Origin of the sequence: Streptococcus mitis, assembly GCF_905187535.1 — a bacterium.
Classification (GTDB): domain Bacteria; phylum Bacillota; class Bacilli; order Lactobacillales; family Streptococcaceae; genus Streptococcus; species Streptococcus mitis_BS.
In genome coordinates this window covers 184,099-203,667 of the sequence record NZ_CAJJIE010000028.1, presented here as the reverse complement: position 1 = coordinate 203,667, position 19,569 = coordinate 184,099, and the positions used below count along the sequence as shown (strand labels likewise).

Here is a 19,569-nt window from a genome sequence, read left to right as displayed (position 1 = left end):
AAGCTGACGTGGTTTGAAGAGATTTTCGAAGAGTATTATTTTCCTTCTTTATCAGGAAAGAGGTAACCAATACCTACACAAGCCAGCACACCTGCTCCAATCACCAAGCCACTTGAAATTGGCAACAGGTCCAAAATTGCATTCTCAATAATAAAGGCAATAATCAAACACATCAGACTAGCCTTATAGTCCTTTTTCCAAAGATTCTCTAGAGTGAAAAAGAGGAACAGCCCTACCGGAATCAATGACCAGAGGTTAATGTCCAAACTTGGCCAGCCAACAGAACCAAAATACACTACTGTCGCTGCTGCTACTAAAAATACAATCCCCAATAATTTTTTCATTTCTTTATCTCCGATTTCTTTTTTATGAACTTGAGTTATCTGATAGTGACGCCTCACGTCCCTTACAAAAATCATTATAGCAGAGGTCAGTTTCAAGAACAAGCTCTTTTGTCTATCTGGTCTCTATCTCGGTCTAAGTGGTTGAATAATAGCGATAAAATAAGGAAGCAGGTGAAAAACTTCCTTCCAAATAAAAAGGAATTAAGCAACCAAACGCTACTTAATTCCTTGAAATTGTCTCATCACCTCCATTAACCTTTAAATTTTGATAGACTCTATTTTCTAATTAATATGACCAATATTGTCAATACTAACCCTTTCAATCAATTCATTAGTTGTCGAAACTAAGTCTATTAATAAATCCAAAAAGAGTATCAATAGTAAAGTAAACTAAATAATTGAGTTATAAATAGCTATTTTCACAAAACAGTTTCATCATCATACTATCTCAGTACATAAACCATTTTTTCATCTATAGCTTTTGTCTTCATCTTAATCTTTTTTCTTCAATCCAAGAAATGCACCTACAGTAAACATTATTCCGGCAACTAATGACGTGAAGACTTCGCTAACTGTTCCGGTTTTTGGCAACCTATCATTGTTAGTAGTTGATTTACTATCAATATTGGTATGTTTATTAGCTATGTTCTCTGGTTCATTAAGATAAACTTCCTTCTTATTTTCAAAGTTTTTATCATTTTTATCAGGAACTGGAGCTGTAACATCCTCAGTTGAATCAGAGTTTTGTGAATGATTTTCTCTTTGGAAATCCTCTTTTCTATGACTTTCACCTAATTGACTATAATTTACTTGTACAGGAACTGTAGCTTTGACACCTTCAGTTGAATCAGATTTGTACGAATGATTTTCTCTTTGTAAATCCTCCTTTTTGTAATTTTCATCTAATTGACTATGATTTGCTTGCACCTTATCTTTCTTTTTGGATACATCAAAAGTAGGTTTATTTTCCTCCTCCTTTTTCTCCTCTATTTTCTTGAATACAGGTTTTATAAGGGTATCTTTTGATAGATTAAGAACATAACCAGCATCTTTTTTCCCTTCGACACCAGAAATTTCCCAGCCATCAAATTGATAGCCTTTTTCTAATTCCCCCTTATAGACAGGTAGAATAAAATCTTCTTCCGACACTATCGTTGAACTCATTTCTTTTCCATTTTGAATGGTCACAGTTACCGTATGAGGTTTTAGTTCGCTCACCTCTCCCGTATCTTTGTTTAAAATGAATTCTTTTACGGTTGTATTTCTTGCAAAATCTTTTACAACAATCTTAATGTTTAGTGTCTTATCTGTTAGTTGTTTAATATCATCAAATGATTTATATTCTTTTCCATTTACATAAATATATTTGTTTTGAATCTCACCATCGAATCCATTATTTCTTTTATCATTGATGTTAAAGACTACAGATTTTCCATCAGCATATTCAATACTAGTATTTCCCTTAGGATCAATGTTTACTTCGGGTTTGACATTATCATATAAAAATTGATAGTGTACTCCAACCGCTTTCGCATTCAAATCGCTATAGCCAGTTTGAAGATAAACATTTCCATCCATATCTGTTACCTTATCTGGGAATCCGTTTGCTTTATAGTCTTTCATTCCCCAGTCCATGATGTCACCGTCTTTAACATTAAGCTTAACGTTAAAATCTCTAGTGTTATCAATGTGTAAATCTCCGTAGATTAAATAATTATCTACAACAGATTCATTAACTCTCAACTCCCAGTTAAAACCACCCTTATCAGAAATCTTACCTCTTAAATAAAATTCTGGATTTCGTACATAAATTTTATTAGATTTAGATGGATTAAAGTAGTTCTTGTCCATTGAAAGGTTTACTGGTTTTGCATCAATAAATAACGTAGAGCCATCTTCTTTTATAGCTTCTACATTGGACTTATCCTCTCCAGTGTACTCTTTATCATCTTTACCGAATAATACAAGTTTAGAAGGATCTGTTACAAGATTTCCATCTTTATCGATTGCTTCCCCTTTATCATTCATCTTAAAGGTAAACACTTGATACCTTACAATGTTAAAGCCGTCCAAAGCCGACATTAATACTGATTGAGTACTTCTTCCATCTTCAACATTTCTACTATCAGCATAAATTATTTTTTCTGAAAGAACTCTTAGATTAGGATTGGCCTTTTGTATTTTTGCCATATCTTCATTGCTATAGACTCCATTTCCTTCTAACATATCCGTTTTTCCAGGATTATAGGTAGTCACTTTTAGTGCATAGCCTTTTCTCAGAATGATGTTATCCTTTAACAGATATTGTTGTTTTTCTGAATCAGAATAGATTTTACCAGATTCCATTTCAGTTAAATTGTTTGGTTTATTCTTTGAAAGATCTCCTTCTCCTAATTCTATTATATTCCCATAACTTGATGCATAGGGATATTCTGTTTTAGTTTCCTTATTTTTTTCAGGCATTCTAATCTTCGTTTCAGCTTTTATCTGATCATCATCTTTAACAAAGAATCTCATATCTCCTGCAAAAGCTAATCCATCCACAATATCATTAATATTAGCGTATAAATCAAATGTCATCGTTTTTGAATGGGAATCATACTTGGTCGCTTTGATTTCTATAGATTTATAGTTATTTCCATAATATACCTTGGCATTTTTAGACACATTACTTATCTTTCCAAGAATTTCAAAGTGTCCATCTTTAGACGGGCTTAGAACACCATAAATTTTTGATTTGATTTCGTCAAGTTTTTCAGTTTCATATTCTAAGGCACTACCATCGTCATAAGCAATGATATTTCCCTTATCATCGTATTTATAATCGTATTCTTCTGTTCTCTTACCAGTTTCACTTGTAAAGTCATCAACTTCTCTAAATTTCTTTTTAATGAGTTTCTTCAAGTCTTTACTTTCAAACTCTCTAATTGTTGAAATAGTTTTATGAATAGTCAAGCTAGATTTTTCTTCGATAGACTCTTCATTGTCTTGATGATTTTCTTCCTCAGTTGTATCTTTTTTAAGACTATCCTCTTTTCTATTTTCTAAATTTTTAAATTTAGATTCGGAAATCTCACCAAGCTTTTGGTATTTAGATGAATCTTGATCAGGATCTACTAGATAATAGGAAATCATCCCCTTTTCATCAGCATGATCAGCAAATTTAATTCTATGAATCTTTGTGAAATTGCTAGAACCATCTAATGCAATGACTTCAATGATTTTTCCTCTTAAATCTCCTGCACCATTAATTTCATAAATGGTATTTCCGTCTTTGTCAAGTTTTCTATTTCTTCCTTGACCCTCACCTGCATAAGTTACTTCAAGATTTTTCTCAACCTCTCCATCTTCATTAACAAGAGCGGCGCCAGCATACCAAACTTCGTTTGCAATCTCATCAAATTTTTCAGGATGTTCTTTTTGATCTCTCGCAAATAGGGTTTCATTCTTGTATTGATCTTTTACCTTGTGATAAGTATCCTTTGTGATCAGCTTAATTTTTTCAGGATTTGAAAAATCAACCGAAACAATCTTAGGGGCTGTGTTATCAATTTTTACAGGAATATAGGAAACCTGCCATGTATAATCTTTAGTTAATCTATATTTAAATTTATAGAAATATTGACCTTCTGCAATCGGTTCAAATTGACCTCTTATCTTAGTAGCAGGATCTTGGTTATCCTTACTCTCTGGTGCATTTTCTTCTCTACCTCTAGGGTTATAGATGAGTCCATCCCACTTCAAGTCACCCCAAACTTTTAGCTTAGAAGATTTGATTCCCTTTGCATCATTTCTCTTAGAGTTTAAAATTCCTTTAATAAAGTGTTCTCTCGAAATGACTTTTAAGTCTCTTTGATTTTCTCCCTCTTTATTTGTATTTACTATTGAAATCAATCCTTCTTCTGCACTTCTTAATACAAGTGGAGAAGGTGTTAATCCTCTCTCAAGTTGAGCATCTTGAGGATTTCCATTTGAATCTAAAGGATAAATTTTAGCAATATTAGAACCACTTGATGATGGTGCGTTGATCCCTTCGTTATTGAAAGCAAATAATTCTGGATTTTGATCTAGAGATGTTGTATTTTTATCTTTTCTATTTTGTATAACTCCTGCTGGATTAAATTTATCTATACCATGCTCTCCACCAATTCCCTTATTTAAGGTTCCCGGAATTTTTGGTTTACCATCATCATCATAACCTTCCATTGTTTTTGATTTTGAACCTTCTTCCCAAGCCCATTTATCAAGGATTGGTTCCTTATTCCAATCCCCAGCAAATCCCATTAGAGGCATCGATAAAGATGGTTGGAAGTTTATTTTCTTCCCGCTAGAGTTTAGAGCTTCCATTTCTTCCACTGACTCAAAATGAATAAATGATTCTACAAATTTATTTTTGTTTTTAGCCTCTCCAACATTTATAACTGCATTTAAATCAAAGCTAGAATTTGGGCCTATAGTGAAAGTATCATGCTCAAATGTGATATTTGCTCCTTTGATTTTTTCTGGATGGATTTCTGGAACAATTTGCTTCCCATCTGGAGATTTTTCATCTTTGTATGTTTCATCCAGTTTTAGTCTATCAGTTAGAGCATCTGTAGTTATCGCTGATGCTGAAACTTTAAAGGTCAAAGGTCTGTTTGATGTATTGTGAAGCTTAACGGTAAAGTATTTTTTATCTCCTTTTATTTCTTTAAGGGAAATAGAACCATAAGAGTTTACCAAGCCTTTAGAATCCGTGTTTTTGAAAGTCGCTACAACTTCATTTCTCAAAGCATTAGCCACATTAATTAGCCCTGCTCCCTGTTGTCTAGGTGATGCAAAGTATTGGCTTTTTTCTTTCCAAGAAGTCGCATCCATCATAGGCCGTGCAGTATTTTGTAGGACAATTTTTGTAAGACTTGTAAGGTCTATTTTGTCATCTCCCTTAAGATTTTTCAATACAGGTCTTTCAAGCATTTCCTTTAACTTCGGTCTAATCAAAACAGTAGAAGCTGCTACGATTGGAGTTGCCATACTAGTCCCTGACATATAGCCATAAGTTGATTTCCCATTAATGACATTAAGAGTAGATTTAATATTTTTACCTGGTGCTGAGACATCAGGCTTTAAAAGCAAATCTGTTCTCGGTCCCCAAGATGTGGATCCTGCTGGAACTATGATATCTTCTTTATACAATTCTTTGTCTGTGTCAGGTGCAAACTTAAAGTCAATCTCTTTTTCATCACCTACATTCGGTTTATTAGAATTATAGCTGGCCATATCAATTGGATAGTATTGATCCAATTTATCTTTGAAATCTTCCTTACTATTTCTTTTAACTTCAGTTTTTTTATCAGGGTTAATCATGTTCCATAGCTTTACACCATCATCTCCTGAAATTGAAAATACTTGACTAGTAGTTCCTTCATCCTCCTCATATCCCATAGCTGGAAGCTCTGTCCAATTATCTCTATTGTAGTAATTTACAGTATTTACAACCATAATGCCACGTGCACCCTTATCCGTAGCTCTTTTAAAAGAATTTTTTAAATCCTTTGTATAAATTCTATCCATTACTGCAATTTTGCCCTTAAGATCCAAACCTATCAAATCTTGGTCTTGACCCTTGCCTATATATACAAATTTCAATTTATCAGGAGCTTTTGATCCATCTTCATTTGTTATAATTTTATTTTTATCGAAAAAGGCCCCTATATTTCTGTATTTAAAATTTTCTCCACCTATGTTGACTTTATCAAACTCAACTGTCTGATTTTTAGCAGAAGCGACCGCTATCGCATCTTCATGTGCTGCAGTTCGCGTTACATTTCCAGTGTCGGTCATTTTCAGATTATTATTTGCCACTAAATCCCATGAAGAACTTGAAGCAGAAGTCGCATAGTTACCCGTAGCTACAACCATTGGAATGCCTGCTTTTCTTAATGCTCTAATAGCCTCCCAATATTTCTCACCTACAAGACCTGTTCCTGTAAAGCCAGATGATACCGAAACAACATCGACATTGTGTTTGATCGAATCTTCAATAGCATGAAACATTGTTTCATCTCCTGCGAAGCCAGATCCTGCGTCAGAGTACATTTTATAAGAGAAGATCTGTGCATTAGGAGCAATTCCATCTATTCCGTTAAAGTTTTTAATGTCTTTTTCAGTATCATTTCCAGCAAGAATCCCTGCAATATGCATTCCATGTGGATCAAAATAATCGCTTCCATCATCAGCTTTTTCTACAGTAATTTTACCACCATTATAATAATTGAAAGCATGAGGAATTTTATCACTCAACCAGAAATTTTTATCAGTACCCTTTAAGTCTTCTTTTTTGAATCTCATTGAGCCTTTAGCATCATCATCAATCCTCATGGCCTTATGCCTATAATCTGTCCCGGTATCGATATTTGAAATGACCATACCTCTACCATCAAAATTTTTCCCAAATGGTGCATTGATAGATTTTAGGTAATCGATTGCCTCTTCAACTCCAATTTCTTTTCTAGCATGATTCATCATCGGTTGGACTTTTTGTGATCGTTCAACCGATGACATACCTTCTATTAGTTTAATTTTGTCCAGATTATCTGGAGTTGTTTCTATTGCAACACCATTAAAAACCGTATCATAAGTATATAAAACTTTTGTATCCTTAAGATTTGATAATTCTTTGATTGCTTTTTCTCCAGATTCTTTATCTTTAAATTCAGCAATATAGACAAGTTTATCCTCTTTTTTGGGACTTTCTGGGTCTTTACTTGCAGACGAGTCCGCTTTATCTCCTTGGGATTGAATGGAATTTTCTTCTTTGATTTTTTCTTCTTCATTGCTAGTGTTATTGTCTATCACAGATTCTTTACTAACAGCTTCTTTTTTCTCAATAATTGTTGTTTTCTTCTCTTCAGTATCCTTTGAAGTTTCTATAACATTATGAATATCTTCAAGTTTTTCTTTGTTTTCGTTTTGTTTACCTACTACTACTGTTTCTTTATCAGAGATATTTAAAGCATCTTCAGAACTAGATGTGTCTGCTAGGATTACCTCGTTAGGGACATATGCTGCTAAAATAACTGCAGCTGTGGTTAATGACAATACTGTACTTTTTTTCATTTTAATTCCTTACATATTTATTTAACTTCCAATAGATAGAAAACTTTAACTTTGCTAGCCTTTGTTATAAAAAGTTTTACTAAGTATTATCTAGGAAATAGAGTAGTGCATTTATATATAATTGTTAACTCTCTGAAAAATAGTATATCAATTAAAAAAATTTAAGTCAAGAAAAATTAAGGTATGTTAATTTTATTTTTAATATGTGTTAAAAAATATATAAAAATTTCGTACTTAACTGAGATACATTATAAGCACATTCACACCATCAAAAATAGTAGCAATCAACTTAAAGCACTAGCAACATCACAAAGTCAAACATCATTGATGAAATATCAGCGCTATTAAACAATATAAATTTTTCAGATATTCGGGCATTTATTCACCTAGGAGCTAAACTTTACGAGTGCCTTGCTCTACCAACTGATACTCAATGAAAATCAAAAAGCAAACTAGGAAACTAGCCGCAGGCTGCTCAAAACACTGTTTTGAGGTTGTAGATAAGACTGACGAAGTCAGCTCAAAGCACTGCTTTGAGGTTGTGGATAGAACTGACGAAGTCAGTCACATATAAACGGCAAGACGACGTTGACGCGGTTTGAAGAGATTTTCGAAGAGTATGAGCTAAATCGCTATTACACTTAAAGTATAGCACTCCGAGAATAGATGTAAAGGAATTTTCATCTCTATTAGAAAAAGCCTGTCCTGAGACAAGGCTTTGAGTTTCTTCATCTTAGGATCCAGCACTTTCATAAGAATCCAAGCCCCTGTCCCAGAGTTTAAGGGAAATACTAAAAAAGACAAGGGAAATCAAAATCAAACCTCCGATGTTAAAGATTACATCCTTGTCCTGCAAGAAATAGCTGGCAGGATAGTAGGCCGTAAAGGCAAAAGGGACGATAAAGCTAATCAACCAACGAAGAGCTGAATTGTAAATGGAAATCGGATACTTGGCAAAATCATTGAACATATAGAAAATGTAAATCATGGCGCCTGACTGCTTGGTCCAAAAAGCGATACTAGCTGTCGCGATTTTCAAGGAAGTATAAATCAAGGTCGCAAAAGGAATACAAACTAGGAAAAGCAGGAATTTTGGAAGCGTCCAAGCAATGCTGGTCACTGTTGTTCCTAGTAAAATGCCACCGACCAAGAGTTCGCCCAAGGCATCAATCTGAAAGGTCTCAACTAGGATGTGAAAAAGAGGATTGATAGGACGAGTCAGATACTTATCAAACTCGCCTTTTCTCACCAAGCGTTGTCCTAACGCCCAGAGATTGTCAAAAAAAAGATGATCTAGTCCCTTGGGAATCAAGGAAAATCCATAGATAAAGGCGATCTCTTGAAAGGTCCAGCCTTCTAGGGATGGAATATGTTGAAAGATGACATTGAGAAACAAGAGGTTCAAGCCTTGGGTCAGAAAGACTCCCAGCACACCAACCACAAAATCCACCTTGTATTCCATGATTTGTTTGATGTATTGTCTGATAAAAATCAGATGCATGCGTTGATATTTTTTCATACTAACCTCCCTGAATGGTAATAAAGGACTGGACTCGTTTCCAAATCAACTGAGACAAGCCCACCATCACTAAGAGCCAGAAAAACTGCAAAGCGAGTGCCTGAAGAATCTGACTGGTATCGTATTTCCCAACAATAATCATGACTGGAGTGTAAATAAAAGATGAAAAAGGCAAGAAGGAGAGAATATCTGAAACAACCTTTGGAAAGAAAGTCAAGGGAATCAAACTTCCAGACATAAAGGCCACTATGGAAGTCTTAAGTAGGTTAGAACCCCAAAGATTTTTAAACACAAAGGCTGAAAAACCAAAACATATATTAAAGAAAAAGTTAATCAGATAGGCCAGCGTTAAGCTAAAAAGATAAAGGACTGTTAATCCTAGCACTTCTACAATGCCCTGTCCAGATACGATTTTTATCAAGACAATAACACTTAAAAAAGGAAGACCAACAGATATAAAAATCAACCACTTGGAGCCAAGCTCGGTAAAGAGATAAGAGGCCGCAAAATGCACTGGTCGCAACAAGCGCATGATAATGGAACCATCCTTGACCTCCTCCCCAATCATGAAAGAAGAATCTGACTTGGTCAACAGATTGGTCACAAAACTCATGATGATGTAAAGGGTGATATCTGCCATGTTGAAGCCCTGAATCAAGGACTCCTGCGAGGAATCAAAGACTGCCTTCCAGAGATAAAAAGCCACAAAAGCTCCCATAACATCGCCAATCCGGTAAAGAAGAAAGTTGACTCGATAGGTAATCAACTCCTGAATCCCTGCATTGATAAAAGGTTTATAACGTCTCCACAATTTGACCATCTTAGAGCTCCTTTCGGTAGAAACGACGGATAATATCCTCTATATCCGTATCCAGCATCTTCAAATCGCGGATTTCAAAATCAGACAAGGTTTGCTTGATAATATCAGCTGACTGGTAGCGTGAACTATCAAATTCAATATTAAGGTTATTTCCTTGTCTATCAACAGTCATATCAGGTAGTCCTTCATAGTGAGAAGCGAGATGACTTTGACCTGGCATCAAATCAAAGGAGAGAGTCTTCATCTTGCCAAAGGTCTCCTTGAGCTGGATCACCGTTCCATCAAAAATCTCCTGCCCCTTGTCAATAATAAAAATCCGATTACAAAGTTGCTCAATATCACTTAAATCATGAGTAGTCAAGAGTATGGTTGTTTCTTCCTCCTGATTGATCTGGGTAATGGCCCGACGAATGTTATCCTTGACCGACACATCCAGACCAATGGTCGGCTCATCTAAAAAGAGAACCTTGGGATTGTGGAGCAAGGAGGCTGCGATGTCCGCACGCATTCGTTGACCCAGTGAAAGAGTCCGCACGGGGTCTTTGATAAAGTCCTTCAAATCCAAGACTTCATTCAAAAAATCCATGCGCTTATGAAAGAGCGAGTCTGGTACATCGTAAATCTCTTTCAAGACCGTGTAGGTCTCTTGCAGAGCCAAATCCCACCATAGCTGGGTTCGTTGCCCAAAGACAACCCCAATATCCTTGACATAGTCTTGGCGATTGTCCTGCGGAATCTTGCCGTTAATCCGACAGAAACCAGATGTCGGTTTCAAAATTCCTGTCAGCATCTTGATGGTTGTCGACTTCCCAGCACCATTTGCCCCGATAAAGCCTAAAATCTGTCCCTTAGGAACCTCAAAGGTTAAATCCTTGACCGCTTCAAAGGTCTGCTTTTCAGGATGAATAAAGGAGCGCAATGCCCCCTTCAAACCTGGTTCCTTGACAGTCTTCACAAAATTTTTCTGAAGATGTTCCACTTCTATCATTGCCATAAATCTCTCCCTATAGCAAGGAATAGCAACATTGTATTTTTGACTACAAATCTTCTAAATCCTTACTTTCTACACCTTCTACGTTTTATTATTACAAAAGGCTTTATACCAACCTATTATAGTCCAATAAAAACTAGAATGCAAGCGTTTGCCTACAGATTATAAAATTAGAGATTTCTCTCTTAAAATGGTATTTTTAATTCAAAATTCTGGTTTAGTAGTTTCCTTAAAACACAAAAAAAACTGCCCAATGGGCAGATTTCTATTTTGTATTGTTCAGCTAGATTAAGCTTTACCTTCTGAACCGAATACGTCGATACGTTCTTCAACTGATGCTTGGATAGCTTTTACACCGTCAGCCAAGAATTTACGTGGGTCGAAGAGTTTTTTCTTGTCGTATTCTGCTTCGTTTGCTTCGTAATCACGAGCAAATTTACGAGTTGCGTTAGCGAATGCGATTTGGCATTCTGTGTTAACGTTAACTTTAGCAACACCAAGTTTGATAGCTGCTTGGATTTGCTCATCAGGAATACCTGAACCACCGTGCAATACGATTGGGAATCCTGGAACAGCTTCAGTCAATTTTTGCAAGTGATCAAGGTGAAGACCTTTCCAGTTTTCTGGGTAAGGACCGTGGATGTTACCGATACCAGCTGCCAAGAAGTCGATACCAGTTTCAACCATTTCTTTAGCATCTTCGATTGGAGCCAATTCACCATCACCGATGATTCCGTCTTCTTCACCACCGATAGTACCAACTTCAGCTTCTACTGATACACCATTTGCATGAGCAAATTCTACAACTTTACGAGCTTTTTCAAGGTTTTCTTCAACTGGAAGGTGTGAACCATCAAACATAACTGAAGTATAACCAACTCGGATACACTCAAGTGCATCTTCGTAGTGACCGTGGTCAAGGTGGATAGCTACTGGTACAGTGATACCCATTGATTCAACAAGGTTAGCGATCAAGTTGCGAGCAACTTTGTAACCACCCATGTATTTAGCAGCACCCATTGAAGTTTGGATCAAAACTGGAGCTTTTTTAGCTTCTGCTGCGCGCAAGATAGCTTGAGTCCACTCAAGGTTGTTTGTGTTAAATCCACCAACTGCATAACCGTTGTCACGAGCTGCTTGGACAAATTTTTCTGCTGAAACGATTGCCATTTTATCAGGCCTCCTGTATATTTTTATGGGTCATCCCATTTACATTGTTCATTTTATCACTTTTTGACAAAAAAATCTAGTTTTTCCCGCAGTTTCGATTGAATTTCTTCTAGCTTCATCTATGTAAGCCCTTTCTCTCCCTAATCTTAGGCGACTTTTGGAAAAGCTATGAAGAAGGTCAAACGATTCTCCTTCATCTCAAAACGATAAGGTAATTTTTCATGTTCTAATAGACTCTTAACCACAAAGAGCCCCATCCCAGACCCCTTGACCTTGCGACTAGCATTGTCAGAAAAAGACTGGGCTAGTTTTTCTTGTTCTTCTGGACTGCAGCTATTTTCTATAAAAAGTTCCCCTTCTCTTTCTCCAATGCGAACTAAGCCACCTGGAACAGAGTGCTTAATGGCATTGCTGATGAGGTTAGACAGAATCAACTTCATAACTGATGGGTTTAGACAAGCCTGCTGATGGGTTAAACTATTGTCTATCTGGAGCTCTCTCTCCTTGGCTAGCAAGGCATAATCCTTAACCAGACTTTGCGTCATCTGGTGTAAGTCAATTTGTTCCCTATCATCTCTTAATTCCTGCACAGACGAGAGAGAAAGTATCTGGAGAACGTGGTGATTGAGCTCATCCACAATTCCTAAGGCTACTCCCAGATAGCGGTCTCTATCTTTATAACGACCGACATTTTCTTTCATGTTTTCAATCAGGATTTTCAAACTAGCCAGCGGTGTTTTCAATTCATGAGAAGCCCCTCGTAGGAATTCGACCTTCATCTTTTCCAGCTCGAGAATGGCTTCATTCTTGTCATGCAAGTCCGCAATGACAGTCAAAAGATGCTGGTAGAGGCTATTGATTTGTTCTTTGAGATCACCAATCTCATCCTTCGAATCCACGCGCAATCGCACTTGGGCATCCAAATCCATCATCCGTCGGGTCACCCACTTGATTTCCAAAATCGGGGCAACAATGGTCCGAGCATAGATATAGGCTACCAAAAGGGAAATTAGAAAGGATGCCAGCAAGGTATAGGGAAGAAACTGGAGACTGATTTGCTCTGCTTCCTTTTGCAAATCCATGGAAACTAGAAACTGGAGAGTCATGGTACCACCGTCCTGCGTTGTCACCTCCCGCTCCTCAATAAAGAGGGAAGTTGTCTGGCGGTCCGTATCCAGAGGAAGACTGTCCTTAACCTCCAACTTGTCATCAGTCATCTCGCCCTTGACGGCCCCTTTGATATCACTAGTCTGGGAATACAGGTCTAAGACTTGCTCGATACTCTGCCTGTCTTTCCCTTCTAGGGACTGGGCAATGGCTGTTGCCTTCTGACCAATGGTTTCCTGACGGTGGCTCAGATAAGTCGAAGGAAAAAGAAAATAAATAGCTAAATGAAGGCAAATAACCAGAACACTAAAAATCGAGAAGGTATAGATAAATATCTTTGTAAACAAACCTGTTCGTTTCATTTTCGCTCCAATTTATAACCAACATTGCGCACAGTGAGGATGCAATCCAAGTCTAGCTTTTTCCGCAGTTCCTTGATATAAACATCAATGACACGGTCAAAGGGAACCTCATCTGTCGCTTTCCATACGGCATCGATTATCTGAGATCGAGTCAATGCCCTTCCTTCATTTTTCACCATATAGTCCAAAATTTCCAACTCTTTAGCATTAACAGCCACTTCCTCTCCTGCTAGGCTGGCACTGTAGCTCTCAAAGTCCACCTTGGTATCCTTATAGGAGAAGATTCGCCCCGTATCATAGTAGCGCTTGAAAATCGCGTCTACTCTCACTTTTAAGAGGGAGAGGGAGAAAGGTTTTTCCAGATAGCCATCTGCCAGAGAGGCAAAAGCACTCATCTTGTATTCCTCATCCTGAAAGGCGGTCAGCATCAAGACAGGAACCTGACTGGTTTTACGAATCTCCGCTAGAACTTCTAGGCCATTGAGTTTGGGCATCTGGATATCCAGTAAAACCAGGGCCACCTCATAGCTAGAAAATTGCTCCAAGGCTTCTTGTCCGTCCGCCGCCTCAATGGTTTCATAACCACAATCCGTCAAATAGTCACTGATCCCCTCACGGATCATCTCTTCATCTTCTACAATTAAAATTTTCATACTTTAACTGCTCTCTATTTTTTATTTTTCTTAGAATAAATACCTACTCTATTTATTATAGCCTCTTATTGGTCTTTTGTCTTTAAGAAACTTGCTACTAGATAAAACAAAGAGAGCCTATCGCTCTCTCTGCTCACATTTCACTCCCTATGGAATGAAAATTATTTAGTTGCTTTTGAAAATGTTACAACGTAGTTATAATCTTTCCCATTGTTTTTATAGAGATAGTCTTCTTTAACAGTATAACCACATTTACGTAATTCCTCTTTCTTGGCATCAACTTGGTTCTTGACTACTGCTTTTACTTGATCATCTGTTGAACCTTCCGCAATTTCAAGAGAAGTTCCATTGATATCTCCTAGGAAACCTGCAATATCTTTCATTTTATCAAAGTTATAAAAAACATTGACTTTGACCTTATGAGGAGCTGGCTGTTCTAGACTTCTACGATTTCTGCTAGCGCGTGGTTGAACTGCTGGAGCCATTCTGAAACCTGAAGTTCCTGTAGCCTCCTTAGTAAATGTAACGACGTAGTTATAATTTTTCACAGTAGTATCTTGTTCAAAAATAATGTCATTTTTCACATGATACCCTCTAGTAGCTAAGTCTTTTATCTTGGCTTGAATTTTTTCTTTTACTAATTCTTTTGCCTGTGCTTCATTCGTTCCAGCAGGAATTGTGACAGTGTTATCTTCTCCCGGATCAGATAGGAAGCCATGAATATCTGGCATTCCAGCGAAGTTATAGCTAATATTGACAGTTCCATCTGGTTCTGATGTTGAACGTGCCACTCTTCTTGCTCTTGCTTGAACTGATGGGGCATTTCTAAAACTTGAAGTCCCTTCCGAAGTTGAAGAAGGTTGTGCTGGAGTTGTTACTGTAGCTTCACCTGACCCATGACCTATTGCTGTACTTCCATCATTAATAGTAGTACCCTCATTACGACCATTTGTTAAATTATCTTTATTATAATTTGGTGCAGGTAATTCTTCACCTGGAACATTAATCTCATCAATCTTAGTTTGATATTCATCCGTAGCATCTACTGCTGCATCGTGATTTTTAGCATTATTTATCGCTGCTAATCCTGCTTCTTTTAATTCTTTTAATTGAGCTTCTAACTTAGCTTTTTCTGCTTCATCTTTAACTTTTTCAATTTCACTAAGTTTTGAAGCCGCAATTTTTTCAATAACATCTTTTCCATCTTTTTTTGCTTCCTCAAGTTTTTCATCTTTAGGTGCTACTTCTTCAGACGGACTATCTTCTTTTGGTGTTGTGGCTGGCTCTTCACCTTTTGGTGCTGGCGCCGATGGTTCTTCCACTTCTGGCGTTGTAGCCGCTGGTTCTTCTGCTTTTGGCGTTGTGGCCGATAGCTCGTCCGCTTTTGGCGTTGTGGCCGATGGCTCGTCCGCTTTTGGTGTTGTGGCTGCTGGCTCGTCCGCTTTTGGTGTTGTTGCTGATGGCTCTTCCACTTTCGGGGCTGGTGTCGATGGCTCTTCCACTTTCGGTGTTGGTGCCACTGGTTCCTCGGCTTTCGGTGTTGGAGCCACTGGTTCTTCCACTTTCGGGGCTGGAGTTGCAGGTTCCTCTACTTTTGGTCCTGGCGTTGATGGTTCCTCTACTTTTGGCGCTGGAGCCGCTGGAGCCTCCGCTTTTGGTGCTGGTGTCGTTGGTTCTTCTGCTTTTGACGTGGTGGCCGATGGCTCTTCTGCTTTCGGTGCTGGAGCTGATGGTTCCTCGGCTTTTGGTGCTGGCGCTGATGGTTCCTCGGCTTTTGGTGCTGGTGCCGTTGGCTCTTCTGCTTTTGGTGATGGAATTGCAGATTCCTCTACTTTTGGCGCTGGTGCCGCTGGTTCCTCCGCTTTTGGTGATGGTGTCGTTGGTTCCTCGGCTTTCGGTGCTGGGGCTGCTGGTTCTTCCGCTTTCGGCGCTGGAGCCGTTGGCTCTTCAGCTTTTGGTGCTGGAGTTGCTGGTTCCTCGGCTTTCGGTGCTGGTATTGCAGGTTCCTCTACTTTTGGCGCTGGTGCCGCTGGTTCTTCCGCTTTCGGTGCTGGTGTTGCTGGCTCTTCTGCTTTTGGTGCTGGGGCTGCTGGTTCTTCCACTTTCGGTGCTGGTGTTGCAGGTTCTTCCACTTTCGGTGCTGGTGTCGTTGGTTCCTCGGCTTTCGGTGCTGGCGCTTCCGCTTTTGGTGTTGTTCCTGCTGCTGGTTCTTCCGCTTTCGGTGTTGGAGCAGATGGCTCTTCTGCTTTCGGCGCTGGAGATACTGGCTCTTCTGCTTTCGGTGCTGGTGCCACTGGTTCCTCTGCTTTCGGTGCTGATACTGATGGCACTGGAACTTCAGAACTTGGATTTGAAGCTACAGGTTGATTTGTAGTCCCTGTATTTGAAGGGGCATTGTCTGTTACTGGACTTGATTCACCTGAATCAGCACTAGTTGTAGCGCCCAGTAATGGAGCATTTGAAACTTCTTCCCTTGTTTCTGATTTTGGCGCAACTGTGACTGGTGTTTCTGATTTCGGTGCTGGCGATACTGACTCTTCAGCTTTCGCTGCCGATACTGCTGGTGTTTCCACAACTACTGGTGTCGTTTGTTTAACAGTAGTCGTTTGCTCTCCAGTTACAGTATCTGTCTTTGTTTCAACTTCATAACTTTGACAGCTACCAGAATTATCAATTGACACTCGCTGTCTTTTGACTTCTGTATTTCCATCTTTTAGAAAAGCCTCTTCGCTAAAATACAATTTATTATTAGCAAAAATCAAATCTCTATTTGCAATACGATTTATCTCAACCAAACTATCTACAGATAGCCCTGTTGCTTCACTAATAGCACTCAGTGTGTCTCCCCACTTAATTGTGTAGTATGATAAATTGTCTATATTTTGAATATCAGCTTTTACTTCTGCAACTGTTCTGGCTACCCAAACACCATCTTGTTCGTTAGCGGAAACAGTTGGAGCTAAAAAGCCCAGTCCCAATAAAATCACACCTGTCGCAACAATTGCACCAGTTCTTAATTTTCTAAAGCCACGTAGGGATAATGTCCCTCTAACATTTGTTTGTCTCATTATTTTCCTCACTATTTTTATATTTTTAAAAGGCAAACTCAGCCACAGCAGGCTCGTCTACCTTTGCAGTCTGGATAGGTATCTACAGGTTTTCTATTTATTTAAAAGCAAATTATAAATAAATTTTTATGCATATTTGAATATAGAAATTGTAAATTGTCCTTCCACTGAACTCCACGATTTTAGTATATCACATCCACCATCAAAAGTACAAAGAAAGCAACTGAAAGCAATGATTTTCACCACTGCTTTCGGCTCTATTTTGAATTGTTAAATATGCATTCTCTATCCAACATTCTGGAATAGAAAGACAAGATGTATCCTCTATTCCAGACTAATTTTTTCAAACTTATTCACTATCCAGCAAGAGCTCTTTTGGTTGTTTTCTGAGGAGATTGCTTGAAGCAAGCGCCATAACGAGAACCACTAGAACCAAGGCAAGGACAAAGACGATGATAAAGTCTGATGTCTGAATGGAAATGTCTAGGCTCGACAAGGTCTTGCTAAAGCCATCTACTTCTGCACCACCACCAAGGTTAGAGGCTTGAGCAGCCTTGCTGGCTTGCTTGGCAACACCTGAAGTGACATTGGCAAGAACAGTATTTCCGATTGCACGGGCTGTGTAACTGGCTAGGAAGTAAGCAGAAACAAGAGCAGGGATGGCAATCAAGATAGATTCAGTGATGAATTGCCCCAAGATACTTGCCTGCTTGAGTCCAATAGAGAGGAGAATTCCCACTTCCTTGCGACGGGCGTTGATCCAAAGACTAAGCAAGAGTGCAAGGAGAAGGACTGAGAAGCTCAAGCTACCCCAGAAGAGGAGGTTGGCCATCTTGTACATGCCAGAGATGGATTGCTCAAGAGCTGGGTAGTTAGAGGAGCTCTTCACAAGTGTGTAACTCTTCCAGTTGATACCACTGATGCCATTCAACTCTTTCATGACATCATCCAAATTCTTGTCCGCTGTTACAAAGAAGGTTGCGTCCCCATAAATAGCTGTGTCTTCTGTGTATCCATAAAGTTTTGCAGCAGTGTGAATGTCTGTGATAGCAGTGTTTTCATAGAGTTCTTGTGAGTAAGTTACTGCCGACTTATTGTGACCATCAAAAAGTCCCTTAATTGTCACTTCAACTGTTTCCTTGGCACCTTTTTCATTGTCTGCATCGTAGACATTTGAGTCCAGTTTGACCTTATCTCCAACTTTCCAGCCGTATTTGGCTGCCAAGTCCTTGTGCATGAGAATCTTATCCTTGTCATCGTTGGTTAGGTGCTCACCTTCGACTAGTTTATAAGAGCCAGAGACAAACTTGTCTTCTTTAGAGGAGTCATTGACACCTGTAATCATCAAGCTACTTCCAAAATGTTTGGCACGGTCAGGTGTTAGATTTTTCTTGGTATCTGGCGTTTCGATGAGTTCATATCCAGTCAAATCTCCGATAGCGTTGATACGTTTAACATAAGACTCGATAGCCTTGTTTTCGGTGATTTTTTTGATATCTTCCCCCTTAATATTCCCAGCACCACGTGGCGTTCCTTGATTGACGCGACGATTGATTTGCATGGAGAAGCTGTTGGTGATATTTTTAAAGGTCTCCTGAGAAGCCTTGGCAGTAGCTCCCTTGATCGACAAGCCAACCAAACTTAAGCTCGCCATGAGGAGAATAATCAGGAAGATGACGATTGATTTGAAAAACTTCCTTGTAACATAGGCAAATGCGTTGTGTAACATAGGTTCCCTTTCTAGATTTTGTTCTTTCTTATAATTCTAACAGAAAAGCTCATATTATTTCGTCGTATTGCGAGTTTCAGTCAGTTTCTTATCCTTCAATTCAAGTGTAATATCTGACGCCTGTGCCACTTCTTTACTGTGGGTGACGACGATGACACATTTACCTGTTTTCTGGGCAAGTGATTTGAGCAGTTCGACAATATCTCCAGCAGTTTTAGGGTCCAGATTTCCCGTTGGCTCATCCGCGAGAATAACTGGAGCTTCTGATACCAAACTGCGCGCAATGGCCACACGTTGCTGTTGACCACCTGATAACTGGAGAACATTCCGCTTGATCTGACTTTCATCCAAACCAAGCTCAAGCAGTGTATCCTTGCTTGCCTTTTTGTTGACCAAGCGGATATTTTCCAGTGGAGAAAGATAATCTATCAAGTTATAATTTTGAAAGACCAGGGAAATATGGTGCATGCGATGGTAAGAATAGCCCTTCTTACGAATATCCTCTCCTTGAAAAAGGATAGAACCTTCAACAGGACTATCTAGACCAGCAAGTAGGGACAAGAGTGTGGATTTTCCTGCTCCTGACTCACCAATAATACTGTAAAATTTCCCGGGTTCAAAATTATAATTGATCTGATATAGGACTGCTTCAGCAGTGTTCTTATAACGATAGGTAACATCTTGTAATTGTAATAAAGTCATGATTTC

11 protein-coding genes are annotated in these 19,569 nt (G+C 38.6%); all 11 read right to left on the bottom strand.

Annotated elements, in window-relative coordinates:
* Positions 1 to 35: 35 nt before the first annotated feature.
* The 11 genes from JQ841_RS04405 to vex2 all read right to left on the bottom strand — a co-directional run bounded on the left by JQ841_RS04405 (position 36) and on the right by vex2 (position 19,563).
* Positions 36 to 344, bottom strand: coding sequence for a hypothetical protein (locus tag JQ841_RS04405; RefSeq protein ID WP_203180216.1), 309 nt, complete (start codon positions 342 to 344; stop codon positions 36 to 38).
* Between the two features lie 492 nt (positions 345 to 836).
* Positions 837 to 7,442: a S8 family peptidase gene (locus JQ841_RS04400; protein ID WP_203180215.1), complete on the bottom strand. Its 6,606-nt coding sequence runs from the start codon at positions 7,440 to 7,442 to the stop codon at positions 837 to 839.
* Between the two features lie 733 nt (positions 7,443 to 8,175).
* Positions 8,176 to 8,961, bottom strand: coding sequence for an ABC transporter permease (locus JQ841_RS04395; RefSeq protein ID WP_203180214.1), 786 nt, complete (start codon positions 8,959 to 8,961; stop codon positions 8,176 to 8,178).
* A gap of 1 nt (position 8,962) precedes the next feature.
* A complete protein-coding gene (locus tag JQ841_RS04390) occupies positions 8,963 to 9,781 on the bottom strand; it encodes an ABC transporter permease (RefSeq protein WP_203180213.1) in 819 nt (272 codons plus the stop codon).
* Position 9,782: 1 nt separating this feature from the next.
* Positions 9,783 to 10,775: an ABC transporter ATP-binding protein gene (locus JQ841_RS04385; protein WP_203180212.1), complete on the bottom strand. Its 993-nt coding sequence runs from the start codon at positions 10,773 to 10,775 to the stop codon at positions 9,783 to 9,785.
* A 285-nt stretch (positions 10,776 to 11,060) separates the two neighbouring features.
* Complete coding sequence (locus JQ841_RS04380) at positions 11,061 to 11,942, bottom strand: class II fructose-bisphosphate aldolase (protein ID WP_203180211.1); 882 nt, start codon at positions 11,940 to 11,942, stop codon at positions 11,061 to 11,063.
* A 146-nt stretch (positions 11,943 to 12,088) separates the two neighbouring features.
* The gene (gene vncS / locus JQ841_RS04375) at positions 12,089 to 13,411 is read right to left on the bottom strand and encodes a sensor histidine kinase VncS (protein WP_203180210.1); all 1,323 of its coding nucleotides are present in this window, start codon (positions 13,409 to 13,411) and stop codon (positions 12,089 to 12,091) included.
* Entirely contained in the window at positions 13,408 to 14,064 is a 657-nt protein-coding gene (vncR, locus tag JQ841_RS04370) for a response regulator transcription factor VncR (RefSeq protein WP_203180209.1), read from the bottom strand. The genes vncS and vncR overlap by 4 nt, the downstream gene beginning before the upstream one ends.
* A 161-nt stretch (positions 14,065 to 14,225) precedes the next feature.
* Complete coding sequence (locus JQ841_RS04365; protein ID WP_203180208.1) at positions 14,226 to 17,132, bottom strand: LysM peptidoglycan-binding domain-containing protein; 2,907 nt, start codon at positions 17,130 to 17,132, stop codon at positions 14,226 to 14,228.
* Between the two features lie 349 nt (positions 17,133 to 17,481).
* Positions 17,482 to 18,861 carry an ABC transporter permease subunit Vex3 gene (vex3, locus tag JQ841_RS04360; RefSeq protein WP_203180207.1) on the bottom strand — a complete coding sequence of 460 codons (1,380 nt, stop codon included), beginning with the start codon at positions 18,859 to 18,861 and terminating at the stop codon, positions 17,482 to 17,484.
* A gap of 54 nt (positions 18,862 to 18,915) precedes the next feature.
* Entirely contained in the window at positions 18,916 to 19,563 is a 648-nt protein-coding gene (gene vex2, locus JQ841_RS04355; RefSeq protein WP_000173751.1) for an ABC transporter ATP-binding subunit Vex2, read from the bottom strand.
* Between the last annotated feature and the right edge of the window lie 6 nt (positions 19,564 to 19,569).